Source organism: Microbacterium sp. NPDC090007, assembly GCF_044748345.1.
In the GTDB taxonomy this organism is placed as follows: Bacteria; Actinomycetota; Actinomycetes; order Actinomycetales; family Microbacteriaceae; genus Microbacterium.
Window position 1 is genome coordinate 623,562 of sequence record NZ_JBIVFV010000001.1, and the last position, 24,336, is coordinate 647,897.

The window sequence follows — 24,336 nt, forward strand, 5'->3', positions numbered from 1 at the left end:
CGATCAACGTTGACGCTGTCGCGGTCATGTTCGCACACTGGGCGCATGAGCGACCTGATCGATGTCCCCCGCGGCCTCAACGGCGTCGTCGCGGCCGAAACCTCCATCGGCGACGTCGACGGCGACGCCGGGTTCTTCCACTACCGCGGCCACTCCGCCGTCGAGCTCGCGCGCACCCGCACGGTCGAGGAGGTGTGGCACCTGCTCGTCCTGGGCCACCTCCCCGACGCGGCCCAGAGCGCCGCGTTCGCGGAGCGCATCGCCCGCACGCAGCGGGATGAGCGGATGCCGGAACTCGTCGCCGGCGTCACGGCGCGCGCCGACGAACCCCTCGCCGTGCTGCGCGCGATGTGGACTCTCGCGGCATCCGTCCGCCGGTCCGCCGCGCTGTACGACCTGGACGACGCCACTCGGATCGACGAAGCAATCGCCTTCGCCGCCCTCGCCCCGCTCGCCCTCGCCCCCAGGTTCACGCCCACCGGCCGCGGGCTGGCCTCCGACTACCTCGAGCGCGTCACCGGCCGCCGCCCCGACGAAGCGCACGTGCGCGCGCTCACCGCCTACCTGGTCGCGACGATGGACCACGGCTTCAACGGCTCGACCTTCACCGCTCGGGTCATCGCCTCGACGGGAGCCGACATGGCATCCTGCCTCTGCGGTGCGCTCGGTGCGCTCGCCGGTCCCCTGCACGGCGGGGCCCCCGCCCGCGCTCTGGACAGTCTCGACCGCGCGGGCGACGACCCGGCGGCGTGGATCGCGGCGGAGCTCGACGCCGGGCGGCGCCTCATGGGCTTCGGGCACGCCGTGTACCGCACGGCCGATCCGCGGTCCGAGCTGCTGCGCGGCATCGCCGAGGGCTTCGGCGGCGAACGGGTCGCCCGGGCCCAGGCATTCCAGCGCGAAGCCGAGCGGCAGCTCGCCGCCCGACGACCCGAGCGGCCCCTGCACGCCAACGTGGAGTTCTTCGCCGCGGTGGTGATGGAGCAGTGCGGCATTCCGCGCACGATGTTCACGGCGACGTTCGCCCTGGCCCGCACGATCGGCTGGAGCGCGCACGTGCTCGAGCAGGCGCGGGACGCCAAGATCATCCGCCCGTCGGCACGGTACGTGGGGCCTGCGCCGCTCGTCAGCTCAGGAGCTCGAGCCCGCTGAAGAACCCGATCGAGATCGACAGCAGCCCCGCGGCGACCCCCGCGATGAAGCCCGCCGCGGCGAGTTCTCGCGCCATGCGCGCATTCAGGCTCAGGATGCCGCAGGCCGCCGAGACCACGGCGAGCCCCCACATGCCGATCTGTATCCACGCGAGCTGCTCGAGCTCGGACACGGTGCTGACGGTGACGACGAACAGGTACCAGGCAATGACGATCGCCCCGGTCACGATCGCGATGATCGACACGGCGCGCAGGTCGCCCTTGGGGGTCGGTGGCGCGGGCGGCTCGTCGCGCGGCGGGACGTCGGTCGCCGGTTCCAGCGAATCGGGGAGGTCCTCGTCTGCCATGGGTCGATCCTCCCAGGTCGGACGCGGATTCGGGACGTGTTGTCAGCGGCGTCGAGCTGTGCACCCGGCGGCGGGGGTGCCTGGCCGGGCCTGCGAGCGGACGAAGCGGCCTAGGCTCCTGTCGGTGAGAACCATCGGAGTCGACCTCGCCGCCGAAGCACCCGGCACGGCGCTCGCCGAGATCGTCTGGACCGGCGGCGCGGCCCGCCTGACGCGGCTCGAGATCGGGATCCGGGATGCCGACATCGTGGCATCCGTCACCCCGGGCGACGCGTGGCTGGGCGTGGACTGCCCGCTCGGCTGGCCCGACGCGTTCGTCGACTTCGTCTCCGCGCACCACGTCGCCGAACTGCCGGCCCTCGGTCCGGTGCAAGGCGACGCGGCGTGGCGCCGTCCGCTCGTCTACCGTCACACCGACCACGTCGTACGCGAGCGCATCGGACGCTGGCCGCTCAGCGTCTCGACCGATCGGCTCGGGGTGACCGCCCTGCGGGGCGCGGGTCTGCTGCACCGCCTGGCCGCGGCCGGTGTGGGTGTGGACCGTGCCGCCGAGGGGCGGCTGTTCGAGGTCTACCCCGGCGGGGCGTTGCGCCTGTGGGGCTTCGACACGACGGGATATCGCGTGGATGCAGATCGCCGGTCGATCCTGCTCGACGCGCTGCGCGAGCGCGCGCCCTGGTTCGACGCGGGCGGTTTCGAGGCGCTGGCGATCCGCAAGGCCGACGCGTTCGACGCGGTGGTCGCCGCTCTCGCGACCCGCGCGGGAGCGCTCGGGTCGTTCGCGCCCCCGGCATCCGAGATGCTCCCCGTGGCCCGCCGCGAGGGGTGGGTCGTGCTGCCGGACGGGCCGCTGGAGGATCTGCTCTCGGGCACGTGACAGCGTGGCGGGTCCAGTGGGCTCCCGACGAAGGCGCTCGACCTCAGCGCGGCCGCGACGAGCGCGGGCGGCGAACGCGTCCAGCGCGTCGGGATCTCGGATGACAGCCAGGTGCGGGTGCGGATTGCTCCGCCGCTTCGGCTCAGGATGCCGACGGACGCGAGCCGACTGATCGCCGAGCCGGCGGCCACCGTGCTGATGTACGGAGCGGAGGCCGCGGACGCAGTGGTCGGCACCGGCTTCGCGGGCAGCAAATGACGCTGGTGAGTCGCGGGCGGCAGGTGATGTCGTCGCTGGACCCCGAGATGGCGGCGCCCGTGCTGCGGGTGCTCGCGGACGCTGGCGTCGACGTGAGGCTCGGTGCGACTATCGTCGGGGCGGAGCCCGGTTCGGTCCGACTCGCCGACGGATCGACGATCGGGGCCGTCCTCGTCGTCGAGGCGAGCGGGGTACGCCCCGACCGCGGGCTCGCGGCCCTCGCCGGCATCGAGGTGGGCCCCTCGCACGACCGCAGTCTGCACGACCCCCAGGCCGTCAAGAAGGTCGCCAACCGGCTCCGCCGCGCGCAGGGGCAGCTCACGGGTTGTGCGTGCTCGCGGTGTTGTTCACAGCGGCGTAGTACTCGTCCGTGACGGGTTCGAGCCACTCGTTGGATGTGTTCTCGCCGGGTACGGCGATGGCAATGTGGCTGAACCAAGAGTCCGCCTTCGCGCCGTGCCAGTGCTTGCGGCCGGCGGGGATCTCGACCACCGTGCCGGGTTCGAGGCCGACCGGCTCTTCCCCCTCAGCTTGATACCAGCCGCTGCCGGCGACGGCGAGGAGGATCTGCCCGCCCCCGGACGTGGCGTTGTGCTGGTGCCAGTTGTTGCGGCATCCGGGTTCGAAGGTGACGTTGGCGATGCTCATCCCCAGACTCGCGAGCGGGGCCAGGTAGCTCTGCCCGATGAAGTACTCCGCGAACGCATCGTTCTTCTCGCCCCGGGGGAACAGGCTGTCGAAGGTCATCTCAGTCCCCGGAGTTCTCGATGATCTCTTTCAGAACGGTCATCGCTGCCATCCCGTTCGGCCAGCCGGTGTAGAACGCGAGGTGCAGGATCGCTTCCTTCAACTCCGCCTCGGTGACGCCGTTCTGGCGTGCGAAGTTCAGGTGGAACCGCAGCTGGTCGGTCTTTCCCATCGCGGTCAATGCCGCGACGGCGACGAGGCTCCGGTCGCGCTTGGACAGATCGCCGCGCTCCCACACCTCATCGAACAGCACCTTGTCGGTGTAGTGCACCAGTCCAGGCGCGAAATCTCCGAACGCGCGCTGCCCGCCGGTCCATCCGGTCGTCCCATCAGTCATGGTGTCCTCCTTCGTCAGACACCACTACTCAACCCCCCTCGGGAGCGTTGAGGGAGACCCTGGCAAGACGTGTACTCGCAGGGCATCCCACCGCTGTGATGCTCACGCGTAACGTCAACGGCATGGATAACAAGGCCGAGGTGCGCGAGTTCCTCACCTCTCGTCGCGCGAAGCTCACCCCCGACGACGTGGGGATCCCGGGCGGCAGCAACCGCCGGGTTCCCGGGCTGCGCCGCAACGAGGTCGCGACTCTCGCCGGAGTGAGCATCGAGTACTACGCGAAGATCGAACGCGGTCACATCGCCGGCGCATCCGAGTCCGTGCTGCACGCGCTCGCCCAGGCGCTCCAGCTCGACGACGCCGAACGTGAGCACCTTTTCGACCTGGCCCGCGCCGCCGGCCCCGCCCCCACCCGGTCACGCCGCAAACGCGGCACACCCGCATCGGTCCGCTCCGGCATCGAACTGATGCTCGACGCTGTCACCGGCGGTGCCGCGGTGGTCCGCAACGGCCGGATGGACATCCTCGCCGCCAACGCCCTCGGTCGCGCCCTCCAGGCCGAGGTGTTCGAATCGCCCGGCGACGGTAACCTCGCCCGATACGCATTCCTCGACCCGCGCGCCCACGACTTCCACCCGAACTGGGAGAAGGCGGCCGCCATCACGGTCGGCATCCTCCGCACCGAAGCCGGGCGTGACCCGTACGACCGTGGACTGCAAGACCTCGTCGGTGAACTCTCCACCCGCAGCAACGAATTCCGCGTCCGGTGGGGAGCGCACAACGTGCGACAGCACGGCGCCGGGGTGAAGAACTTCGTCCACCCGATCGTGGGGGCACTCGAGCTCAGCTACGAGGACATGCAGTTCGTCCAGCACCCCGGCCTCACCTTCCTCATCTACGTTCCCCAGGTCGGTTCCGAGAGCGAAGAGAGATTGCGGCTGCTCGCGAGCTGGCAGGCAGCACACGACGTCGAAGCCTCCGCCACAGCGATGGACAACCCCGAACCGTCAACCCGGAAGGACTGATCATGCACACCCGCACACTCGGACAAGGACTCGACGTCTCCGCGGTCGGACTCGGCTGCATGGGAATGTCGCAGAGCTACGGACCGAACCCCGGCAGCCGTGACGACATGATCAGTGTCCTCCGCTCCGCGGTCGACCTCGGCGTCACCTTCTTCGACACCGCGGAGGTCTACGGGCCGTACGTCAACGAGGAGCTCGTCGGCGAGGCGCTCGAACCCGTCCGTGATCAGGTGGTGATCGCGACCAAGTTCGGCTGGGACATCCGGGACGGGAAGAGCGTCGGTCTCAACAGCCGACCCGAACAGATCCGCGCCGTCGCGGAAGCCTCCCTGACACGCCTGCGCACCGACGTGATCGACCTGTTCTACCAACATCGTGTCGACCCCGACGTGCCCATCGAGGACGTCGCCGGCACCGTTCGTGACCTGGTCGCCGAGGGAAAGGTGCGTCACTTGGGGCTCTCGGAAGCATCCGCCGCGACCATCCGACGCGCGCACTCCGTCTTCCCCGTGGCGGCCTTGCAGAGCGAGTACTCGCTGTGGACTCGCGACCCCGAGGCAGAGGTGTTGCCCGTGCTCGCCGAGCTCGGCATCGGGCTCGTGCCGTTCAGCCCACTCGGCAAGGGCTTCCTCACCGGCACTGTCGACCAGACGACCTCGTTCACCGACGGTGACGTGCGAGCGACTATTCCACGGTTCAGTGAGGAGAACCGGGAAGCCAACCAGGCGCTCGTGGCGCACGTCGCCACCCTTGCCGAAGCGCGGGGCGCAACGCCCGGGCAGGTCGCGCTGGCGTGGCTGCTCGCCCAACAGCCGTGGATCGTCCCCATTCCGGGCACCCGACGCGTTTCCCGGATCGAAGAGAACGCCGCATCCACCTCCGTGGCGCTGTCCGCGGACGACCTCGCCGACCTCGACACGCTCGCCAAGCGCATCGGTGTGCACGGCGATCGCTACAACGCGATGCACATGGGTTACGTCGGGCGCTGACTCCACCACCCCGGCAGCGCCCACATCCCGAAAGTGCTCACACAAACATCCGCGTGTGCGGCGCAGGGGTGCGCGCCCGGACATCTCGCACCGTTCGCCCCTGCCCATCGGTGTTGCCCGCGACCGTAACGGGCAACGCCTCGAGCCGCGACGGAGACGTGGGGTGCCCTGTCGATACACCTCTCATCAGAGACTCCCGGAGGCGCGCGAAGAGAGATCTTATGGAAGCTGTGAGACCCATCACCCCGCCGAACGGCCGACACGCACATCGTTGGCTTCCGGCCCTCCTGCTGGTCTTGACCGCGTTCGGGCCGATCTCGATGGATCTGTACCTCCCGGTGCTCCCCGCGCTGACGAAGGAGCTCGGCGCGGTGACCTCCGCCGCGCAGCTCACGATCACCGCCTGTCTCATCGGGCTCGCCCTGGGGCAGCTGATCGCCGGTCCTCTGTCCGACCGGTACGGTCGCCGCCGCATCCTGCTGATCGGGGTGATCGCCTACGTCCTCACCTCGCTGCTGTGCGCCGCCAGCGGCACCATTGAACTGCTCATCGCCGCCCGCTTCGTCCAAGGCCTTGCCGGCGGGGTGGGAGTCGTCATCGCCCAAGCGGCAGGACGAGACATCTACACCGGCGGCAAGCTGATCCGCTTCTACGGTCGTGTAACCGTCATGGGCGGACTCGCCGCGGTCATCGGCCCCCTGCTGGGCGGGCAGCTCGCACAGTTCACCGACTGGCGGGGCCTGTTCGTCGTCCTGGCTGCGATCGGAGTGCTGATCCTCACGATCACACTGTTCGTGTTCACCGAGACGCTGCTACCGGAGAACCGAACGTCGGGCGGTTTCGCCGCGCTGCGACACGACTACCGGGTGCTGTTCAGCGATCGCCGATTCCTCGGCGCGATCCTCAACCAAGGCTTCATGTACGCGGCGCTGTTCGCCTACCTGTCCGGGGCCACCTTCGTGCTGCAGGGCATCTACGGGCTTTCGCCACAGGAGTATGCCCTCGCATTCGGAGCCAACTCCGCCGGATTCATGGTGTTCGGGTTCCTCGCCGGCCGCGCAGCCGCCCGGTGGAGCCTGCACGGAACCCTCCTCATCGGCATCTCCTTGGCCGCCATCGGCGCAACCGGGCTCCTGCTCTCGGGAATCGTCTCCACGCCGGTCACCGTCGTCCTCGCCTCCCTGTTCCCCCTGACCAGCGGCGTCGCCACGAGCAGCCCACCGGCAACCACCCTCGCTCTAGCGGAGTACCCGCAGATGGCCGGTACCGCATCGTCGGTGCTCGGCATGATCCGGTTCGGGTTCGGTGGACTCGCCGCACCCCTCGTCGGTGTCGCCGGGGCCACGAGCATCCTGCCCCTCGGCGTCGTCACCACCACAGCAGTGATCTTCTCCGCTGCCGCGTGCCTCCTCTTCCTTCCAGGCCGCCGCGTATCGACATCGCGCACCGCGGCCGCGCGGCAAGACGCCGTTCAAGTCTCATAAACCTCGACCAAGGAACAAAGAAAGGACACCACGATGCGTGGAGTCATCATGTACGCGCCCGGTGACGTCCGGGTTGAAGACCGGGAGTACCCGACGATCGTCGAGCCGACCGACGCCATCATCAAGCTCGCCGCGACCTGCATCTGCGGGTCGGACCTGTGGCCGTACCGCGGCGCGGAACCGGTCGATCACGCCCCGATGGGACACGAGTACGCCGGAGTGGTCACCGAGATCGGCGCCCATGTGCGCAACGTGAAGGTCGGCGACTTCGTCGTCGGATCGTTCTTCACCTCCGACAACACGTGCGAGATCTGCCAGGCCGGCTACCAGTCCCACTGCGTGCACCGCACCCTGATGGGCACCATCGGCACCCAGGCCGAATACGCCCGCATCCCGCAGGCGGACGGGTCACTCGTCGCCACACCGGGTCAGCCGGACCCCGACCTCATTCCCTCGCTCCTCGCCGCCTCTGACGTGCTCGGTACCGGTTGGTTCGCTGCCGTGGCCGCCCAAGCCGGACCGGGAAAGACGGTCGCCGTTGTCGGTGACGGGGCGGTGGGTCTTCTCGGCATCCTGGCTGCGAAGCAGCTCGGCGCGGACCGCATCATCGCCATGTCCCGTCACGCAGACCGGCAGGAGCTTGCCCGGCGGTTCGGCGCGACCGACATCGTCGAAGAGCGCGGAGACGCGGGCGTGGAGAAGATCAAGGAACTCACCGACGGCCTCGGAGCCCACTCCGTCATCGAAGCGGTCGGCACGCAGGAGGCTCTGCAACAGGCGATCCGCTCGACTCGCCCCGGCGGGCACGTCGGTTTCGTCGGCGTCTCCCACGATGTCACCATCCCCGGCGACGAGCTGTTCTTCTCCGGCGTGCACCTGCACGGAGGCCCCGCCCCCGTACGCCGGTTCCTGCCGGAGCTGATCCAGCTGATCTGGGACCGCAAGATCGACCCCGGCCTCGTCTTCGACCTCACCCTGCCGCTCGAAGAGGCCCCAGAGGGATACAGGGCCATGGACGAACGTCGCGCCACCAAGGTGCTGCTGACCGTCTGACCACCTCGGGTGGCCGGAGACTCTCCGCCTCCGGCCACCCAGCAGCGCACGTGCGGTTCACGTCCGACCGCGGGAGCATCGATGTGACCATCGGTGAAGAGACGCCAGCCGTGCGGGACTTCCTCGCCATGCTGCCCCTGGAGGTGTCCTTCGAGGAGTTCAACGGCCGCGAGAAGATCGCCTACCTGCCTCGAGAGCTCGACTGGTCCGGCACCGGCGGATCGGATCCCGAAGACGGCGACTTGATCTACTACACGCCATGGGGCAACCTCGGGTTCTCCTACAACACCGACGAAATCGGATACTCCGACTCCACGCTCCATCTCGGTACCTACACCGCCACCGAAGAGCAGCTCGCCCTCCTCGAAGGCGGCGACGTCACTATCGAGATCCCCGAGTGAGCGATCCAACAATCAGGGCGCAGCGCCGTGCCCGCCCACGGCCGAGACGCGCGTGGGAAAGACGAGAATCATGAGCCAGGACCCGCCCTCGCAGGCCATCGCCCTCCTACGGATCCGATAGGGCCAACCTGCCCGCCGTAGTCCAGCCACAGGACTTCCCAGCGCTCTGCTTGAGACTCGCACCACACATGACTGCGTGCGCGCTCTCAGAAGTAGAGCGCGCCGGTGAAGTAGTGACGGACGCCTTTCGAGGTGCGCACCTGCACAGGATCGATCGCAGCCCAGTCCCGTTCGCCGAGCTCTGGTGGTAACGGCGTGCTGCTGCTCGAGGCCGGCGCCGTTCTCATGTGCGCGCGGCACCCAGTGCACTTCGGTGCCCGCAGAGCGGCGCCTGGTCGTGATCTGTTTCGCGATGTCGACCGGTCGCACCTGGATGCCTCCCTCGGGGCTCGCGACGCTACGTGCCTGGTGCTGATGCTCCCGCTGGGGAAACGGAGCGGGCGCAGCCGCATCGGCGGTTCGCTGCATCGAGTGCAACGACGAACGGGACTAGTGCGACGTAAAGCCCGCAAGTGCAACGAGAACGCGTTCCCGACAGCACGGCTCTTGTGCCTTTCCTCTGGGCGCGCTAACGTGCAACCAAATGGTTGAACAACAGAGCGACGCCGACATCGACCGGGTGTTCCACGCCCTTGCCGATGCCACGCGGCGCGACATCGTGCGGCGCACCCTGGTCTCGGAGCAGTCCGTGACGCAGCTCGCGTCGGCATACGCGATGTCGTTCGCGGCGGTGTCCAAGCACATCGCCGTGCTCGCCGAGGCGCGGCTCATCACCAAGCGCGCGAAGGGAAGGGTTCGACTCGTGCGTGCCGATCCGGACGCCCTCGAACGGGCTCAGTGGCTGCTGCGCTCGTACGAAGAGCTGTGGCGCGGCCGCATCGACCGCCTCGACGCCGTGCTGTCCGCAGAGCCGGATGCCCCGGCATCCACCTCCCAGAACTGACCGACGAAGGAGACCGTCATGCCCGTCACATCCGTCGACACCGACACCGAAACGCTCACCATGACCCTCATCGCCGACTTCACCGTCGGACCCGAGCGGCTCTGGGAGGTGTTCACCGACCCGCGCCAGCTGGAGCGATTCTGGGGACCCCCGGGATGGCCGGCGACGTTCGACACGTTCGACTTCCGCGTCGGTGGGCGCGCGACCTATCACATGACGTCGCCCCGGGGAGAGCGAGCCGGCGGCGCGTGGGAGTTCACCGCCATCGACGAGCCGCGCGGCTTCGAGGTGGTCGACTCCTTCGCGGACGAGGCGGGCGAGCCGATCGAGGGGATGCCCTCGATGCGCATGGTCTTCACGTTCGAGGCCACGCCCGAGGGCTCGCGTATGACGAACGTCAGTCGCTTCGCCTCGGCTGAGGCCCTCGAACAGGTCGTCGCGATGGGCGCCGTCGAGGGATCCACGCTCGCGATGAACCAGTTGGATGCCGTGCTGCAGGGGCTGAGGGCCTTCGCGCAGGGCCAGGGCACGCAACTCGAGATGCTCAGCGATCAGCACGTGCGCATCACCCGACTGATCGAGGGGCCGCGCGAGGTCGTCTGGCGTGCGCACCTCGACCCCGATCTGATGCGGCGATGGATGCTGGGACCCGACGGCTGGCGCATGTCGGTCAGCGAGATCGACCGCGTCGAGGGCGGCCGCTACCGCATCGCCTGGGAGCCCGAGCCCGGCACGGAGGGCGAGGGGTTCGGCTTCGACGGTGAGATCCTGCTGCTCGACGAACCGCGCCGCATGGTCCAGACCGAGCACATGACCGGCACCGACCTGCCGAGCACCGTCAACGACCTGTCGCTCTACGAAGAGGACGGCGCCACCCTGCTCACCCTGGTGATCGAGTACCCCGATGCCGCGACCCGCGACGCGGTGCTGGCCACCGGCATGGTCGACGGGATGGAGCGGAGCTACCAGCGGATGGAACGCGTGGTCGTGGGGTGAGGTGGATGCCGCGGCGGCGGGGCCGCGGCATCCGTCCGGCACGAAGTGCGGAGGATCGCGCCATTCTCGGACGACAGCGGTCGATGAGTCCGAGTTCGGCGCGATTCTCCCAGATCCGCGTCAGCCCTTGATGTACCCGTTCGGGTTCAGCACGTACTTGCGCGGAGCACCCTTGTCGAAGTCCGCGTAGCCCTGCGGAGCCTCATCGAGCGAGATCGGCGTGGCGTTCACGGCCTTCGCGATCTGCACCTTGTCGTGCAGGATCGCCATCATCAGCTGCCGGTTGTACTTCATGACCGGGCACTGTCCCGTCGTGAACGACAGCGATTTCGCCCACCCGAGTCCGAGGCGCAGCGACAGCGACCCGACCTTCGCCGCCTCGTCGACGCCGCCCGGGTCGCCCGTCACATACAGACCCGGGATGCCGAGCGCCCCACCCGCCGCGGTCACGTCGAACAGCGAGTTGAGCACCGTCGCCGGCGCTTCGTGCGACGAATCCGACCCGTGGCCGCGGGCCTCGAAGCCGACCGCATCGACCGCGGCATCCACTTCGGGAGTCCCGAGGATCTGCTCGATCTGATCACGCGGGTCGCCCTTGGACACGTCGACGCTCTCGAAGCCCATCGAACGCACCTGCTCGAGACGCTCCGCGTTCAGGTCGCCGACGAGTACCGCCGCGGCCCCCAGCAGCTGCGCGCCGACCGCCGCGGCGATGCCGACGGGACCCGCTCCGGCGATGTACACCGTCGAGCCCGGGCGCACGCCGGCGGTGTAGGCGCCGTGGAAACCGGTGGGGAAGATGTCGGACAGCATCGTGAGGTCGAGGATCTTCTCGAGCGCCTGCTCGCGGTCGGGGAAGACCAGCAGGTTCCAGTCGGCGTAGGGCACGAGCACGTACTCGGCCTGACCACCGACCCAGCCGCCCATGTCGACATAGCCGTAGGCGCTGCCGGGGCGGTCGGGGTTCACGTTCAGGCAGATGCCGGTCTTGCCCTCCTTGCAGTTGCGGCACCGCCCGCACGCGATGTTGAACGGCACCGAGACGATGTCGCCGACCTTGACGAACTCGACGTCGGGGCCGACCTCGATCACCTCGCCGGTGATCTCGTGCCCGAGCACCAGGCCCGCCGGGGCGGTGGTGCGCCCGCGCACCATGTGCTGGTCGGAGCCGCAGATGTTGGTGGAGACGGTGCGCAGGATCGCGCCGTGGGGGACCTTGCGGCCGATGTTCGCCGGGTTGACCCCGGGGCCGTCCTTGAGCTCGAACTCGGGGTACGGGGTGTCGATGACCTCGACGACACCCGGCTCCTTGTAGGCCACTGCCTTGTTGCTGGACATCTTCGTCCTCTCCGGCCGGTCGTGCCGACCTGATCGTGTCCTGCGGGGCAGGGCCCGCAGACCCGTCCGGTCACGACATGCGACCTCGGATCGACACATCGTGAGGGATGCCCACAGCCAAGCCCCGCGGCCCCGGCGGCGTCAATGGATGCGGCGTGTGAGCGCGCAGTTGAGAAGCGTTCTCGTCGAGTGGGGAGCGCGTGGGGCGCGTCCCGGCGGCGGCGACTTCGCGGGGTGGCGCACGGGCCCGGGTGCCGCGGGTGCCGCGGCTCGGCGGTCGCCCTCGTCGGCGGGTGCCGCGCGGCGCTGAATCCTCCAGCGCCGGTGGTCATGGCATCCGCCCTCTCTTCGTCGCCTCCGCGCCGACCTCCACACGGAGAAAGGCGCCATCCTCGGAGGATCTGCGCGGATCGCTCCGGCAATGGTGCACTTCTGCGACGCGGGGATGCCGCGGCGTCAGGCCTGGCGCAGCCCCTCTTCGAGCGCGACCCACGCGAGCATCGCGCACTTCACCCGGGCGGTGTACTTCGACACCCCGGACAGGGCCGCGGCGTCTGCGAACGTCTCCTCGTCGAGAGGGATCGTGCCGCGCGAGCGGAGCGCCTCACGGAATCGCGCGATCAGCGCCTGGGCGTCGGCGATCGGCATCCCTTCTTCTCCGCCGTCCTCCTGCAGAAGAGCGACCAGCATGGATGCCGAGGATTGCGAGATCGAGCAGCCCGCGCCCTCCCAGGTGACGGAGGCCACACGGCCGCCCTCGACGTCGACGCGCAGGGTGATCTCGTCGCCGCAGACGGGATTGCGCTGGTGGACGGTCGCGCTGTGCGCGCCGGGCTCGGCGAGACCGAAGCCCCGCCGGTTCTTCGCGTGGTCGAGGATGAGCTCCTGGTACAGCGACTCGAGCCCGCTCACGCGCCCACCCCGAAGAACCCGCGGACACCCGACACGGCGTCGAGGAACGTGTCGACCTCGGCCGCGGACGTGTGGATCGCCGCGCTCGCGCGGACCGACGCCGTCATGCCGAAACGGCGATGCAGCGGCTGGGCGCAGTGGTGCCCGACGCGCACCGCGACGCCGCGCGCGTCGAGGAACTGCCCCACGTCGTGCGCGTGCACCCCCTCGACCTCGAACGCCTGCAGGGCGATGCGGTCCGCGGCATCCGTGTCGCCGAGAAGGCGGACGCCGTCGATCGATCGCAGCCCCTCGCGCATGCGCGTCTCGAGAGCGGCCTCGTGCGCGCGCGCGGCGTCGAGGTCGTGCGCGCCGAGCCAGCGGACGGCGGCGGCGAGGGCCACGGCCTGCGACACCGGCTGCGTGCCGGCCTCGAAGCGCTGCGGCGGCGGGAGGTATTCGGCACGGTCGAGGGTGACGGTGGTGATCATCGACCCGCCGGTGGTGAACGGCGGCAGCGCCTCGAGCACCTCGTCGCGGCCCCAGAGCGCCCCGATGCCGTACGGCCCGTGGATCTTGTGCCCCGAGAACACGGCGAGGTCGACCCCGGATGCCGGAAGGTCCAGGCGCAGATGCGGCGCCGACTGGCACGCGTCGAGCACGGTCAGGGCTCCGACTCCACGGGCCAGGGTGACGAGCTTGGCGACCGGGTTCACGATGCCGAGCACGTTCGAGACGTGCGGGAACGCGACGACCTTCGTGCGCGCGCCGATGAGGTCGGCGGCGGCGTGCAGGTCGAGCATGCCGTCGTCGCGCACGGGGATGTGGCGCAGGCGCGCGCCGGTGCGGGCGGCGAGCTCCTGCCACGGGATGAGGTTCGCGTGATGCTCGGCCTCGGTCACGACGATCTCGTCGCCTTCGCGTAGGCGCCCGGCGTAGCCGAGCGAGCCGGCGACCAGGTTGAGGCCGGCCGTGGCGCCGCTCGTCCACACGAGCTGCTCGGGCTCGGCGCCGACGAAGTTCGCTACCGTCACGCGGGCGTCTTCGAACAGCTCGGTCGCTTCGGCGGCGAGCGTGTGGGCCCCGCGGTGGACGGCGGCGTTCGCTCGCTCGAGGAAGTCGCGCTCGGCGTCGAGCACGGCACGCGGCTTCTGGCTCGTCGCGCCGGAGTCGAGGTAGACCAGCGGGTGGCCGTCGACCTCGGTCTCGAGGATCGGGAAGTCGGCGCGCACGGCGGCCACGTCGAAGGGGAGTGTCACCGCTCTAGGCTACGCGGCGGCGGCTGGGCGGGCGCGGTCGGCTATCGCCCCCCGCGGGGCGCTGAGACTGCACCGGGCTGACAACTCGGCGACATCCTGCAACCGAGATGTCAGCCGGATGCAGTCTCGGCGTCTCAGGGGGCGCGGGGTGCGGGGCGGGGGCGGGCGGGCGGGGGGCCCGGGGCGGGGGCGGGGGCGGGGGCGCGAGGGAAGGGTGAGGAACGGCGCGGGGGCCGTTCGCGAAGCGTGAGGACGATCGATCCGCGCGCACGCGGCGCGTAGACCGGATGCCATGACCCTCACGGCCCTCCTTCCGACCCTCCGCGCCAGCATCCCGGCGCCGTTCGACGCCGCGGCCTGGCCCGCCGGTTCGGCGCCCACCCTCGACGACGTCACCGTGCGTGCGATGTCGGTCGTCCGCTACGCCGACATCTGCGGCACGCCGTGCGTGTGCACGGGGCCGGCGGTGATCCCGGCGTCGGGAGGGGCGGCATCCCCCGTTCTGTCGACGACCGTGATCGTGGCGACGGTGGTGGATGCCGCGCCGGACACCGTGCGGCTGGACGCGTGCGTCCTAGGGCTCGACGTGGTGTGGCGCGAGGCGCGACTGCTCGGACGGGTGTCGCACGCGTACGACGAGCCGTTCGCGGTGCTCGACGCCCATGGGGAGGAGCCGTGCGGCACCGTGATGCTCCCCGGCGACGTGCGCGTAGGCGACCGGATCGCCGTCCCCTGCCCCGGATGCCACACGGTCGGCGAGGTCCGCTGATGCTGCTGCACTCGATCGTCTACGCCTGCCGTTGCGCCCGCGTGCAAGCCGAGTTCGAGGCGTGCGCGACCGACGACGGGGCCGAGGCCGAGCGAAACTCCTGACTTTTCGGGTCGGCGACGGCAGAACCGACGCGTCCACGGGCCGGCGACCCGGTTTCTCGGGAGTCCCGCCCGGCCCCGGGGCGTCCCGGCCCTGGGGCGTCCCGGCCCGGGGGCCCGCCGACCCGGCGTCGCCGGAGTGCGTCCCGGCCCTGGGGCGTCCCGGCCCGGGGGCCCGCCGACCCGGCGTCGCCGGAGTGCGGCCCGACCCTGGGGCGTCCCGGCCCTGGGGCCCGCCGACCCGCCGTCTCGGGACCCCGTCCCGGGTGTGCGCGTCGTCGCCCGGCCCGGTCGGCGTTCAGCTTTCTCGGGACTTCGGTCCCGCTCCCCGCGCCGCGTCCCCGGCCGCGCCTCAGACCACCAGCCGGTACCCCATCCCCTGCTCTGTCAGCAGGTGCACCGGCGCCGACGGGTCGGCCTCGAGCTTCTTGCGCAGCTGCGACATGTACAGCCGCAGGTATCCCGAGTCCGCGACCTGCTCGCTCGCCCAGATCTCTTTGAGCAGCGTCTGACGCGTGACCAGCGACCCGGGGTTGCGGGCCAGGAACTCCAGCATCCGCCACTCCGTCGGGGTGAGGTGCACCCGCGTCCCCCCGCGCAGCACGGCCTTGGCGGCCAGATCGACCTCGACGTCGCCGAAGCGCACGGTGGACTCCCCGCTCGTGGGCACGGTCCGACGCCCGTGCACCCGCAGGCGGGCGAGCAGCTCGTCGATCTGGAACGGCTTGGTGACGTAGTCGTCGGCTCCGGCATCCAGCGCCTCGACCTTGTCGGCCGACCCGGTGCGGCCCGAGACCACGACGATCGGTGCGGTCGTCCAGCCGCGCAGCGCCTGGATCACCTGCACGCCGTCCAGGTGCGGCATCCCGAGGTCCAGCAGCACGATGTCGGGGTGGGACTGCGCGGCGAGGGTGATCGCTGCGGCCCCGTCGGCCGCGGCGACGACGTCGTAGCCGTGCGCGGCCAGGGTGATGCGCAGGGCTCGCACCAGCTGGGGGTCGTCGTCGGCGATGAGGATCTTCACGCGATGCTCCTGGGGGTGATGGATGCCGCGGCATCCGCACTCTGGATCGGCAGTGCGATCACCATGGTGAGGCCGCCGCCGGGGGTGTCTTCGGGGGTGAGGGTGCCGCCCATGCCCTCGGCGAATCCGCGCGAGAGGGCCAGGCCGAGGCCGAGACCGGCGGTGTTGTCGGTGTCGCCCAGACGTTGGAACGGCGAGAACATGTCTTCCCGACGGTCCGCGGCGATACCGGGACCGTGGTCGATGACGCGGATCTCGGCGGTCCCGCCCAGTCGGCTCGTCGCGATGCGGACGCGCTCGCCGTCGGGTGTGTAGCGCTGGGCGTTCGTGAGCACGTTGACCAGCACGCGCTGCAGCAGAACGGGGTCGGCGCGCAGCGAGGGCAGGTCGGGGTCGAGCGCGAGTTCGACGTCGTCGGGCCCCAGATCGAGCTCGTCGAGGGCCATGAGCACCACGCCGGCGGCGTCGGTCGGGGCGAGCGACACCGCCAGCACGCCCGCCTGCACGCGACTGACGTCGAGCAGGTCGGTGACGAGGACGGACAGGGTCGCGAGACTCTCGTCGGCGGTCTCGAGCAGTTCGCGCCGGTCGTCGGCCGACAGGCTCTCGCCCGCGGCGCGCAGACCGCCGAGTGAGGCGACGGCGGCGGCGAGGGGGCGTCGAAGATCGTGGCTGACCGCGGAGAGCAGGGCGGTGCGCACCTGATCGGTCTCGGCGAGGGCTCCCGCTTCGGCGGCGGTCTCGGCCAGGTCGGTGCGCTCCAGAGCGGCGGACAACTGCGCGACGATGACGTCGAGCAGGCGGCGCTCGCTCGCGTCCAGATCGCCGCCGTGCAGTTCGAGCGTGGCCCGCCCGTTGCCGATGGGAAGGGTGACCTGACGCCCGTCGCGCACGGGCTCGCCGTCGGTCGCCAGGACCCGGCCATCCGTTTGGACCAGCCGCACACCCGCGAGCCCGAAGGCCTCGCGCGCGCGACTGACCAGTGCCGGCACGGCGCTCTCGCCGCGCAGGACGCTGCCGGCGACCGTGGCCAGCAGCTCGGCCTCGGCCGCGGCACGGCGGGCGGCGCGGGCTCGGCGGGCGGCCTGGTCGACGACGATGCTCACCAGAGTCGCGATGATCACGTACAGCACCAGGGCGATCGTGTTCGCGGCGCTGCTGATCGTGACGGTGTAGAGCGGTTCGATGAACAGGAAGTTCAGCGTGAAGCCCGAGAGCACCGCGGCGAACACCGCCGGCCAGATGCCGCCAATCAGTGCCACGACCACGACGAGCAGCTGGTACACCAGCACGTCGGCGGCGATGGAGTCGTCGGAACCCGTCGACAGCAGCAGCAGCGAGATGAGCGGCCCGCCGAGGATCGCGGTGACGAAGCCCAGGATGCGACGCTTCGCACTGAGCGCGGTGCCGGTCAGGCGGGGGAGGGCGAAACGACCGCCGGCGCGCGCGTGATTGACGATGTGCACGTCGATGTCACCCGACAGGCGGATGACGGTCGCGCCGATGCCCGGGCCGGTGAGAGCCGCGGCGACGCGGCCACGACGACTCACGCCGATGACCAGCTGCGACGCGTTGACCGACCGAGCGAAGTCGACCAGGGCGGTCGCGGGATCCCCGCCGACCACCTGGTGGTACGAGCCGCCCAGCGTCTCGACCAGCGCGCGCTGCTCGGCGAGGGCGCCCGGGGCGCTCGCGCGCAGGCCGTCCTGCGTCGACACGTGCACGGCGACCAGCTCGCCACCCGCCGAGCGAGCGGCGATGCGCGCCCCGCGGCGCAGCAGCGTCTCGCCCTCGGGACCACCGGTCAGGGCGACGACCACGCGCTCGCGCGCCTGCCACGACCCCTCGATACCGTGCTCGGAGCGATACCGCTGCAGGGCCGAATCGACCTCGTCGGCGAGCCACAGCAGGGCGAGTTCGCGCAGGGCGGTCAGGTTGCCCAGGCGGAAATAGTTCGACAGGGCCGCATCGATCCGCTCCGCCGGGTACACCGAACCTGCCGCGAGGCGGTCGCGCAGCGACTGCGGTGCCAGGTCGACGACCTCGATCTGCTCGGCGGAGCGCACCACGGCATCCGGGACCGTTTCGCGCTGCGACACCCCGGTGATCTTCTCGACGACGTCGTTGAGCGAGTCGATGTGCTGGACGTTGACCGTCGTGATGACGTCGATGCCGGCGTCCAGCAGCTCCTCGACGTCGAGCCAGCGCTTGTCGTTGCGCGAGCCGGGGACGTTGGTGTGCGCCAGTTCATCGACCAGCGCGATCTGCGGATGCCGCTCGAGGACGGCATCCAGGTCCATCTCGTCGAGCGCGACGCCGCGATGATCCAGGGGCCGGCGCGCGATGACCTCGAGACCCTCGGCCTGGGCCGCCGTGGCGGCGCGTCCGTGGGTCTCGACGATCGCGATGACGACGTCACGCCCCTCGTCGCGCAGGCGACGCCCCTCTTCGAGCATCTCGTACGTCTTTCCCACGCCGGGTGCCATTCCCAGCAGCACGCGCAGCCGCCCGCGCTTCACGCGAGGCTCCGGGGGGTGGGCGTCGCCGGTGTTGCGCGGCGGGGATTGGGGGGCGTCGCTGTTCCCCCGTGGGTTTTCGTCGTGTGGTGGGGGGTGCGGTGACCGAAAGTTGCGGGGGAGCAGAGGCGGCGGCCGGGGGCGACGGCGGCGCGCGCGAGCACGACGGCGCGGCGGAAGCCCCGCGGCGCACGGCGCCGCCGCCGCGCGGGCGGCGCGACGGCGGCGGAGGGCATACGCATGTCCCTGATTCTCCTCGCTCAGCGGGCGTCGAGCGCGCGATTGAGCTCCAGGACGTTGACGCGCGGATCGCCGAGGTACCCCAGGTCGCGGCCGATCGTGTGCTCGGCGACGAGGGCCTGCACCTCCGAGGCCGCGATTCCGCGGGCCTGGGCGACACGGGCCACCTGACGCTCGGCGTTGGCCACCGAGATGTCGGGGTCGAGGCCCGACGCCGATGCGGTGAGGGCGTCGGCGGGGATCGACCCCGAGCCGTCGAGTTCGACCGAGGCGGCCGTGCGCTCCTCGATCGCGGCGATCAGGTCCTCGTTCTCGGGCCCCCAGTTGGATCCGCTCGAGACGGTGGAATCGTACCCGTCGCCCGCCGCCGAGGGACGGGACTGGAAGTATTCCGGCAGCGCGTTGCCGTCGGCATCCGCGAAGGACTGCCCGATCAGCTGCGAGCCGGTGACGGCCCCGTCGGCGGAACGGACCAGCGACCCGTTCGCCTGGAACGGCAGCGCGATCTGACCGATCGCGGTGATCAGCAGCATGTAGCCCGCGCCGAGCAGCAGGGTGAAGACGGCCATCGCGCGGACGGCGACGCCGGTGGTACGCAAGGTGGTGCGCATGACGGGGCCTTTCAGAAGCCGGGGAGCAGGCTCACGACGAGGTCGATGAGCTTGATGCCGATGAAGGGGACGAGGACGCCGCCGAGCCCGTACACGAGCAGGTTGCGGCTGAGGATGCTCGACGCACTCGCCGCGCGGTATTTCACGCCGCGCAGGGCGAGGGGGATCAGCACGATGATGACGATCGCGTTGAAGATGATCGCGCTGAGCACCGCGGATGCCGGGGACGACAACTGCATGATGTTGAGCACCGCGAGCCCGGGGAACGCCCCCATGAACATCGCCGGGATGATCGCGAAGTACTTCGCGATGTCGTTGGCCAGCGAGAAGGTGGTCAGCGCGCCGCGGGTGATGAGCAGCTGCTTGCCGATGCGCACGATGTCGATCAGCTTGGTGGGGTCGGAGTCGAGGTCGACCATGTTGCCGGCCTCTTTCGCGGCCGACGTGCCGGTGTTCATCGCGACACCCACGTCGGCCTGCGCCAGGGCGGGGGCGTCGTTGGTGCCGTCACCGGTCATGGCGACGAGGTTGCCGCCCTCCTGCTCGCGCTGGATGAGGGCGAGCTTGTCCTCGGGGGTGGCCTCGGCGAGGAAGTCGTCGACACCGGCCTCGGCGGCGATCGCCTTGGCGGTCAGGGGGTTGTCGCCCGTGATCATCACGGTGCGGATCCCCATCGCGCGCAACTCGCCGAAGCGCTCGCGCAGACCGTCCTTGACGACATCCTTGAGGTGGATGACGCCGAGGATGCGGCCCGTGCCCGCGCCGTTCGCGCCCGCCGCGGTCCACGTCGCGACCACGAGCGGAGTGCCGCCGGACTGGGCGATTGCATCCGTCTCGCTCATCAGCTGCGCCCGCAGTGCCGGAGCGATCGGGCTGCCCGAGGATTCGAGCCACGCGAGCACGGCCGAGCTCGCGCCCTTGCGCACCTGCGTGCCGTCGGCCAGGTCGAGACCGCTCATGCGCGTCTGGGCCGTGAAGGGCACCGACTCCGCTCCGCGGGGCATGTCGGCGACGATCCCCTGCGCCGCGGCGAGTTCGACCACCGAGACGCCCTCGGGGGTCGGATCGGCCTGCGACGACAGCGAGGCGAACTCGGCGAGTTCGGGGGTGCCGACGCCCCTCATGGGCACGAAAGCCGAGGCGCGGCGGTTTCCGTAGGTGATCGTGCCGGTCTTGTCCAGCAGCAGGGTCGTGACATCTCCCGCGGCCTCGACGGCGCGGCCCGACATCGCCAGGACGTTGCGCTGGACGAGGCGGTCCATGCCCGCGATGCCGATGGCGCTCAGCAGGGCGCCGATCGTGGTCGGGATGAGGCACACCAGCAGCGCCACGAGAACGGGGATCGACACGGGGGATGCCGCGTACGAGGCGATCGGGTTCAGGACGAGGACGACCACGACGAAGACGATCGACAGGCTCGCGAGCAGGATGTTCAGCGCGATCTCGTTGGGGGTGCGCTGACGCGAGGCGCCCTCGACGAGCGCGATCATGCGGTCCACGAACGTCTCGCCGGGCTTGGACGTGATCTTCACCACGATCCGGTCGCTCAGCACGCGCGTTCCTCCGGTGACGGCACTGCGGTCGCCCCCGGACTCGCGCACGACGGGGGCCGATTCGCCGGTGATCGCCGACTCGTCGACCGTCGCGATGCCCGAGACGATGTCGCCGTCGCCGGGGATGAGCTCACCCGTCTCGACCAGGACGATGTCGCCGATGCGCAGGTCGCCCGAGGGGACGTCCTCGGTGGCGGCACGGGATGCCGACGCATCGGCCTTCTCGTCGTACGACACGACGCGGCGGGCCGAGGTCGTCGTGCGGGTCTTGCGCAGAGTCGCGGCCTGCGCCTTGCCGCGGCCTTCGGCGACCGACTCGGCGATGTTCGCGAAGAACACCGTGAGCCACAGCCAGATCGCGATGCCCCAGGTGAAGCCGAACGGCAGAGATCCGTCGGCGCCGCCGATGAACGGCTCGGCGATCGCGATGAGGGTGGTGAGTGCCGCGCCCACCCAGACCAGGAACATGACGGGGTTGCGCCACTGGGCGGCGGGGTTGAGCTTCTTCGCAGCCCCCGGGAGGGCGGCGGCGATCTGCGCGGCGCTGAACGCGCGGCGCGGGGCCGGGGCCGCCTCGGCGGGAGCCGGTTCGTGGGTCAATGTGGCGGACATGATCAGGAGAGTCCTTCAGCGAGGGGTCCCAGGGTCAGGACCGGGAAGTAGGTGAGAGCCGTGACGATGACGGCGACGCCGGCGAGCAGACCCGCGAACTGCGGGCGATGCGTCGGCAGGGTGCCGGCGGTGGAGGGCACGGCATCCTGGGCTGCGAGAGAACCCGCGAGAGCCAGGACGAAGAGGATCGGCAGGAATCGACCCAGCAGCATGGCCACGCCCAGGGCGGTGTTGAACCACGGGGTGTTGGCCGTCAGGCCCGCGAAAGCCGAGCCGTTGTTGTTGGCCGCCGAGGTGAAGGCGTAGAGCACCTCGCTCAGTCCGTGCACACCCGGGTTCCAGATCGACGTGCTCTCGACATCCGAGCGGATGCCGGGGACCGCGAAGCTCAGGGCCGTTCCGGCCAGCACCAGGGTGGGCGTGACGAGGATGTACAGGCTCGCGAGCTTGATCTCGGTGGGCCCGATCTTCTTGCCGAGGTACTCGGGCGTTCGACCGATGAGCAGTCCGCCGACGAACACCGCGATCACGGCGAGGATCAGCATGCCGTACAGACCCGCGCCGACGCCGCCGGGGGCGACCTCGCCGAGCATCATGTTGACCATCGGCACCATGCCGCCCAGTGCCGTGTAGCTGTCGTGCATCGAGTTCACCGACCCGGTCGAGGTGAGGGTGGTCGACGCGGCGTACAGCGTCGAGCCGAAGATGCCGAAGCGCACTTCCTTGCCCTCCATCGCGCCGCCGGCGAGCATCGGGGCGGTGCCGTTTCCGGCGAGCTCCGCCCAGGCGACCAGGGCGTTGGACGCCACGAAGATCGCGGCCATGACTCCCAGGATCGTGTAGCCCTGACGGTCGTCGCCGACGATGCGGCCGAAGGCGCGCGGCATCGCGAACGGGATGACGAGGAGCAGGAAGATCTCGAACAGGTTCGTCCACGGCGTCGGGTTCTCGAACGGGTGCGCGGCGTTGGTGTTGAAGATGCCGCCGCCGTTCGTGCCGAGCAGCTTGATGGCCTCCTGCGAGGCGACCGGTCCGCCGGGGATCGACTGCGCCGCCCCCGCGATGGTCGTTGCGTCGGTGAACCCGGACAGGTTCTGGATGACGCCGCCCGCGAGCAGCACGACGGCGGCGACGATCGAGAACGGCAGCAGCAGGCGGTAGGTGCCGCGCACCAGGTCGACCCAGAAGTTGCCGATCACGCCGCTGCGTCGATACGCGAAGCCGCGCACGAGGGCGACGGCGACGGCGATGCCGACCGCGGCGCTGACGAAGTTCTGCACGGTGAGGGCGGCGAACTGCACGGTGTAGCCGAGGGTGGCTTCACCGGAGTAGGCCTGCCAGTTCGTGTTGGTGACGAACGAGACGGCCGTGTTGAACGACAGGGCCTCGCCGGGGGCGTCGAGACCGAGCGAGAACGGCAGCACGCCCTGCAGACGCATGATCGCGTACACGAACACGACGCTGACGAACGAGAACAGCAGCACCGAGCGCAGGTAGGCCTGCCAGGTCTGGGCGCTGCGGGGGTCGACGCCGATCACGCGGTAGGTGCCGCGTTCGACGGCCAGGTCGCGCTCGCCGGTGTAGACGCGGGCGATGTAGTCGCCGAGGGGGCGGTAGGTCAGGCCCAGCGCGACGATGAGGGTGAGGCTGGTCAGGACGATGGACCAGATCATTCCGGCATCCATGGTCAGAACTTCTCCGGTCGGACAAGGGCGACCACGAGGTACACCACGGCGGCGACGGCCAGCACGGCGGCGAGGATCGAGAAGAAGATCATCAGCGCTCGCCCCCGTCGCGTCGGGCCGCGGGGGCGGAAGGGCTGGTGGCGCGAGCGGGCGAGGTGCGGCCCTCGGGTGCGAGCTTCTCGACCCCCTTGGCGACGAGGGCGACCAGCGCGAACAACGCGACGGTCACGGCGAGGAAGACGGCATCGAGCACGACGACTCCAGATTCGGGTGTGTCCGCGGCGGAACCGCGGGCGCCGCGGGGCGGCACGTGGGTCGATACAACTCCGCCGGGCGGCGGCATCCGCGGTCCCTCACGTTTTCCCTACGGGTCGCTTACGGACGCATACGCATCGCTTACGCGTCGGCTGTGCGGCCCGCCGTGTGGAGTCTCGCGCCAGCCGGGTACGGTGCCCGAGTGGGTCCTCTGGTCGTGAGACGGTGACCCGCTGACACCTCGGGTGCCGGCTGCCGTCCTCCTCAGGCGGATGCTGGCTCGGCGCCGAGCCGCGCGACAGCGGCGGCGACGAGCGCGCATGATGGAGTCATGGCCGATGGTGATGTGCGCGTGAGCGCGCAACTCGTGATCCCCGTGGCCGAGCTGTCGTGGCGGTTCTCCCGCTCGTCCGGCCCGGGCGGTCAGGGTGTGAACACCGCCGACTCACGGGCGGAGTTGATGTGGGATGTCGTGGCATCCGCCGTCCTTTCCCCCGTCCAGCGCGAGCGGGTCGTCGGCCGTCTCGGCGCTCGGCTCGTCGACGGCGTGCTGACCATCGTGGCGTCGGAGCACCGGAATCAGTTGCGCAACCGCGACGCCGCGCGGGCGCGGCTCGCCGTGCTCGTGGCCGAGGCCGTGCGCCCCCCGGCGCCGCCGCGCCGCCCCACCAAGCCGACGCGCGGCTCGCACGAGCGTCGGCTGCGATCCAAGCAGCGCCGCACCGACGTGAAACGCATGCGCCGGCGCCCGACGGACTGAGTCGGGCGCCGGCGCTTTTCGCGCGAGACTGCACGCCGCTGACATCTCGGTTGC

The 24,336-nt window shown here is 70.4% G+C and carries 25 protein-coding genes; 12 read left to right on the forward strand and 13 right to left on the reverse strand.

Annotated elements, in window-relative coordinates:
• Positions 1-45 precede the first annotated feature (45 nt).
• A complete protein-coding gene (locus ACIPVB_RS02915) occupies positions 46-1,152 on the forward strand; it encodes a citrate/2-methylcitrate synthase (protein WP_400366811.1) in 1,107 nt (368 codons plus the stop codon).
• On the opposite strand, the gene ACIPVB_RS02920 is transcribed toward ACIPVB_RS02915, so the two are convergent.
• Entirely contained in the window at positions 1,127-1,498 is a 372-nt protein-coding gene (locus ACIPVB_RS02920) for a hypothetical protein (RefSeq protein ID WP_400366813.1), read from the reverse strand. The genes ACIPVB_RS02915 and ACIPVB_RS02920 overlap by 26 nt on opposite strands.
• Positions 1,499-1,622: 124 nt before the next feature.
• Between ACIPVB_RS02920 and ACIPVB_RS02925 the strand changes: the two genes are divergently transcribed.
• The gene (locus tag ACIPVB_RS02925) at positions 1,623-2,375 is read left to right on the forward strand and encodes a DUF429 domain-containing protein (RefSeq protein ID WP_400366815.1); all 753 of its coding nucleotides are present in this window, start codon (positions 1,623-1,625) and stop codon (positions 2,373-2,375) included.
• A gap of 254 nt (positions 2,376-2,629) precedes the next feature.
• On the forward strand, positions 2,630-3,007 hold the full coding sequence (locus ACIPVB_RS02930) for an FAD-dependent oxidoreductase (protein ID WP_400366817.1): 378 nt from the start codon (positions 2,630-2,632) through the stop codon (positions 3,005-3,007).
• Here ACIPVB_RS02930 and ACIPVB_RS02935 read toward each other — a convergent pair.
• Both ACIPVB_RS02935 and ACIPVB_RS02940 read right to left on the reverse strand, forming a co-directional pair.
• Positions 2,952-3,380: a cupin domain-containing protein gene (locus ACIPVB_RS02935; protein ID WP_400366818.1), complete on the reverse strand. Its 429-nt coding sequence runs from the start codon at positions 3,378-3,380 to the stop codon at positions 2,952-2,954. The two genes, ACIPVB_RS02930 and ACIPVB_RS02935, sit on opposite strands and share 56 nt — an antisense overlap.
• Position 3,381: 1 nt before the next feature.
• Complete coding sequence (locus tag ACIPVB_RS02940) at positions 3,382-3,717, reverse strand: carboxymuconolactone decarboxylase family protein (protein ID WP_400366820.1); 336 nt, start codon at positions 3,715-3,717, stop codon at positions 3,382-3,384.
• Between the two features lie 122 nt (positions 3,718-3,839).
• Here ACIPVB_RS02940 and ACIPVB_RS02945 point away from each other — a divergent pair, with 122 nt between their 5' ends.
• The 7 genes from ACIPVB_RS02945 (at position 3,840) to ACIPVB_RS02975 (ending at position 10,668) form a co-directional block, all read left to right on the forward strand.
• Positions 3,840-4,742 carry a helix-turn-helix transcriptional regulator gene (locus ACIPVB_RS02945; protein ID WP_400366822.1) on the forward strand — a complete coding sequence of 301 codons (903 nt, stop codon included), beginning with the start codon at positions 3,840-3,842 and terminating at the stop codon, positions 4,740-4,742.
• A gap of 2 nt (positions 4,743-4,744) precedes the next feature.
• On the forward strand, positions 4,745-5,731 hold the full coding sequence (locus ACIPVB_RS02950; RefSeq protein ID WP_400366823.1) for an aldo/keto reductase: 987 nt from the start codon (positions 4,745-4,747) through the stop codon (positions 5,729-5,731).
• Positions 5,732-6,051: 320 nt separating this feature from the next.
• Positions 6,052-7,215 (forward strand): multidrug effflux MFS transporter, encoded by a 1,164-nt coding sequence (locus ACIPVB_RS02955; protein ID WP_400366825.1) that lies wholly within the window; start codon positions 6,052-6,054, stop codon positions 7,213-7,215.
• Between the two features lie 33 nt (positions 7,216-7,248).
• Positions 7,249-8,268, forward strand: a complete 1,020-nt coding sequence (locus tag ACIPVB_RS02960) for a zinc-dependent alcohol dehydrogenase family protein (protein WP_400366827.1) — start codon at positions 7,249-7,251, stop codon at positions 8,266-8,268.
• A gap of 50 nt (positions 8,269-8,318) precedes the next feature.
• The gene (locus tag ACIPVB_RS02965) at positions 8,319-8,669 is read left to right on the forward strand and encodes a cyclophilin-like fold protein (RefSeq protein WP_400366829.1); all 351 of its coding nucleotides are present in this window, start codon (positions 8,319-8,321) and stop codon (positions 8,667-8,669) included.
• Between the two features lie 643 nt (positions 8,670-9,312).
• On the forward strand, positions 9,313-9,672 hold the full coding sequence (locus ACIPVB_RS02970) for an ArsR/SmtB family transcription factor (protein ID WP_400366831.1): 360 nt from the start codon (positions 9,313-9,315) through the stop codon (positions 9,670-9,672).
• A gap of 18 nt (positions 9,673-9,690) precedes the next feature.
• Positions 9,691-10,668: an SRPBCC domain-containing protein gene (locus ACIPVB_RS02975; RefSeq protein ID WP_400366832.1), complete on the forward strand. Its 978-nt coding sequence runs from the start codon at positions 9,691-9,693 to the stop codon at positions 10,666-10,668.
• A 120-nt stretch (positions 10,669-10,788) separates the two neighbouring features.
• Here ACIPVB_RS02975 and fdhA read toward each other — a convergent pair whose 3' ends face one another.
• The 3 genes from fdhA to ACIPVB_RS02990 form a co-directional block, all read right to left on the reverse strand.
• The gene (fdhA, locus tag ACIPVB_RS02980; protein ID WP_400366834.1) at positions 10,789-12,006 is read right to left on the reverse strand and encodes a formaldehyde dehydrogenase, glutathione-independent; all 1,218 of its coding nucleotides are present in this window, start codon (positions 12,004-12,006) and stop codon (positions 10,789-10,791) included.
• 456 nt (positions 12,007-12,462) lie between these two features.
• Positions 12,463-12,918, reverse strand: coding sequence for a Fe-S cluster assembly sulfur transfer protein SufU (gene sufU / locus ACIPVB_RS02985; RefSeq protein ID WP_400366835.1), 456 nt, complete (start codon positions 12,916-12,918; stop codon positions 12,463-12,465).
• Complete coding sequence (locus tag ACIPVB_RS02990) at positions 12,915-14,156, reverse strand: aminotransferase class V-fold PLP-dependent enzyme (protein ID WP_400366837.1); 1,242 nt, start codon at positions 14,154-14,156, stop codon at positions 12,915-12,917. Before ACIPVB_RS02990 ends, sufU begins: the two co-directional genes overlap by 4 nt.
• A gap of 292 nt (positions 14,157-14,448) precedes the next feature.
• Here ACIPVB_RS02990 and ACIPVB_RS02995 point away from each other — a divergent pair, with 292 nt between their 5' ends.
• Complete coding sequence (locus ACIPVB_RS02995) at positions 14,449-14,925, forward strand: hypothetical protein (protein ID WP_400366838.1); 477 nt, start codon at positions 14,449-14,451, stop codon at positions 14,923-14,925.
• Between the two features lie 453 nt (positions 14,926-15,378).
• Here the strand turns inward: ACIPVB_RS02995 and ACIPVB_RS03000 are convergent, their stop codons facing one another.
• The 7 genes from ACIPVB_RS03000 to ACIPVB_RS03030 form a co-directional block, all read right to left on the reverse strand.
• Positions 15,379-16,050, reverse strand: coding sequence for a response regulator (locus ACIPVB_RS03000; protein ID WP_400366840.1), 672 nt, complete (start codon positions 16,048-16,050; stop codon positions 15,379-15,381).
• Positions 16,047-18,569, reverse strand: coding sequence for an ATP-binding protein (locus tag ACIPVB_RS03005; RefSeq protein ID WP_400366842.1), 2,523 nt, complete (start codon positions 18,567-18,569; stop codon positions 16,047-16,049). The genes ACIPVB_RS03000 and ACIPVB_RS03005 overlap by 4 nt, the downstream gene beginning before the upstream one ends.
• A gap of 257 nt (positions 18,570-18,826) precedes the next feature.
• Positions 18,827-19,417, reverse strand: a complete 591-nt coding sequence (kdpC, locus tag ACIPVB_RS03010) for a K(+)-transporting ATPase subunit C (RefSeq protein ID WP_400366844.1) — start codon at positions 19,415-19,417, stop codon at positions 18,827-18,829.
• An 11-nt stretch (positions 19,418-19,428) separates the two neighbouring features.
• The gene (kdpB, locus tag ACIPVB_RS03015) at positions 19,429-21,582 is read right to left on the reverse strand and encodes a potassium-transporting ATPase subunit KdpB (protein WP_400366845.1); all 2,154 of its coding nucleotides are present in this window, start codon (positions 21,580-21,582) and stop codon (positions 19,429-19,431) included.
• A 2-nt stretch (positions 21,583-21,584) separates the two neighbouring features.
• Positions 21,585-23,255: a potassium-transporting ATPase subunit KdpA gene (gene kdpA, locus ACIPVB_RS03020; RefSeq protein WP_400366847.1), complete on the reverse strand. Its 1,671-nt coding sequence runs from the start codon at positions 23,253-23,255 to the stop codon at positions 21,585-21,587.
• 14 nt (positions 23,256-23,269) lie between these two features.
• Positions 23,270-23,359 (reverse strand): K(+)-transporting ATPase subunit F, encoded by a 90-nt coding sequence (kdpF, locus tag ACIPVB_RS03025; RefSeq protein WP_074696280.1) that lies wholly within the window; start codon positions 23,357-23,359, stop codon positions 23,270-23,272.
• The gene (locus tag ACIPVB_RS03030; RefSeq protein WP_400366849.1) at positions 23,359-23,520 is read right to left on the reverse strand and encodes a hypothetical protein; all 162 of its coding nucleotides are present in this window, start codon (positions 23,518-23,520) and stop codon (positions 23,359-23,361) included. Before ACIPVB_RS03030 ends, kdpF begins: the two co-directional genes overlap by 1 nt.
• 333 nt (positions 23,521-23,853) lie before the next feature.
• Between ACIPVB_RS03030 and arfB the strand changes: the two genes are divergently transcribed.
• Positions 23,854-24,282, forward strand: coding sequence for an alternative ribosome rescue aminoacyl-tRNA hydrolase ArfB (gene arfB, locus ACIPVB_RS03035; protein WP_400366850.1), 429 nt, complete (start codon positions 23,854-23,856; stop codon positions 24,280-24,282).
• Positions 24,283-24,336 lie beyond the last annotated feature (54 nt).

Coding starts and splice junctions, on each gene's coding strand:
- kdpA (WP_400366847.1), bottom strand. CDS start 23,255: ATGATCTGGTCCATCGTCCTGACCAGCCTCACCCTCATCGTCGCGCTG.
- ACIPVB_RS02975 (WP_400366832.1), top strand. CDS start 9,691: ATGCCCGTCACATCCGTCGACACCGACACCGAAACGCTCACCATGACC.
- ACIPVB_RS02955 (WP_400366825.1), top strand. CDS start 6,052: ATGGATCTGTACCTCCCGGTGCTCCCCGCGCTGACGAAGGAGCTCGGC.
- ACIPVB_RS02915 (WP_400366811.1), top strand. CDS start 46: ATGAGCGACCTGATCGATGTCCCCCGCGGCCTCAACGGCGTCGTCGCG.
- ACIPVB_RS02930 (WP_400366817.1), top strand. CDS start 2,630: ATGACGCTGGTGAGTCGCGGGCGGCAGGTGATGTCGTCGCTGGACCCC.
- ACIPVB_RS02970 (WP_400366831.1), top strand. CDS start 9,313: ATGGTTGAACAACAGAGCGACGCCGACATCGACCGGGTGTTCCACGCC.
- arfB (WP_400366850.1), top strand. CDS start 23,854: ATGGCCGATGGTGATGTGCGCGTGAGCGCGCAACTCGTGATCCCCGTG.
- ACIPVB_RS02940 (WP_400366820.1), bottom strand. CDS start 3,717: ATGACTGATGGGACGACCGGATGGACCGGCGGGCAGCGCGCGTTCGGA.
- kdpB (WP_400366845.1), bottom strand. CDS start 21,582: ATGTCCGCCACATTGACCCACGAACCGGCTCCCGCCGAGGCGGCCCCG.
- ACIPVB_RS02950 (WP_400366823.1), top strand. CDS start 4,745: ATGCACACCCGCACACTCGGACAAGGACTCGACGTCTCCGCGGTCGGA.
- ACIPVB_RS02995 (WP_400366838.1), top strand. CDS start 14,449: ATGACCCTCACGGCCCTCCTTCCGACCCTCCGCGCCAGCATCCCGGCG.
- fdhA (WP_400366834.1), bottom strand. CDS start 12,006: ATGTCCAGCAACAAGGCAGTGGCCTACAAGGAGCCGGGTGTCGTCGAG.
- kdpC (WP_400366844.1), bottom strand. CDS start 19,417: ATGCGCACCACCTTGCGTACCACCGGCGTCGCCGTCCGCGCGATGGCC.
- ACIPVB_RS02935 (WP_400366818.1), bottom strand. CDS start 3,380: ATGACCTTCGACAGCCTGTTCCCCCGGGGCGAGAAGAACGATGCGTTC.
- ACIPVB_RS02960 (WP_400366827.1), top strand. CDS start 7,249: ATGCGTGGAGTCATCATGTACGCGCCCGGTGACGTCCGGGTTGAAGAC.
- ACIPVB_RS02945 (WP_400366822.1), top strand. CDS start 3,840: ATGGATAACAAGGCCGAGGTGCGCGAGTTCCTCACCTCTCGTCGCGCG.
- ACIPVB_RS02920 (WP_400366813.1), bottom strand. CDS start 1,498: ATGGCAGACGAGGACCTCCCCGATTCGCTGGAACCGGCGACCGACGTC.
- kdpF (WP_074696280.1), bottom strand. CDS start 23,359: ATGATCTTCTTCTCGATCCTCGCCGCCGTGCTGGCCGTCGCCGCCGTG.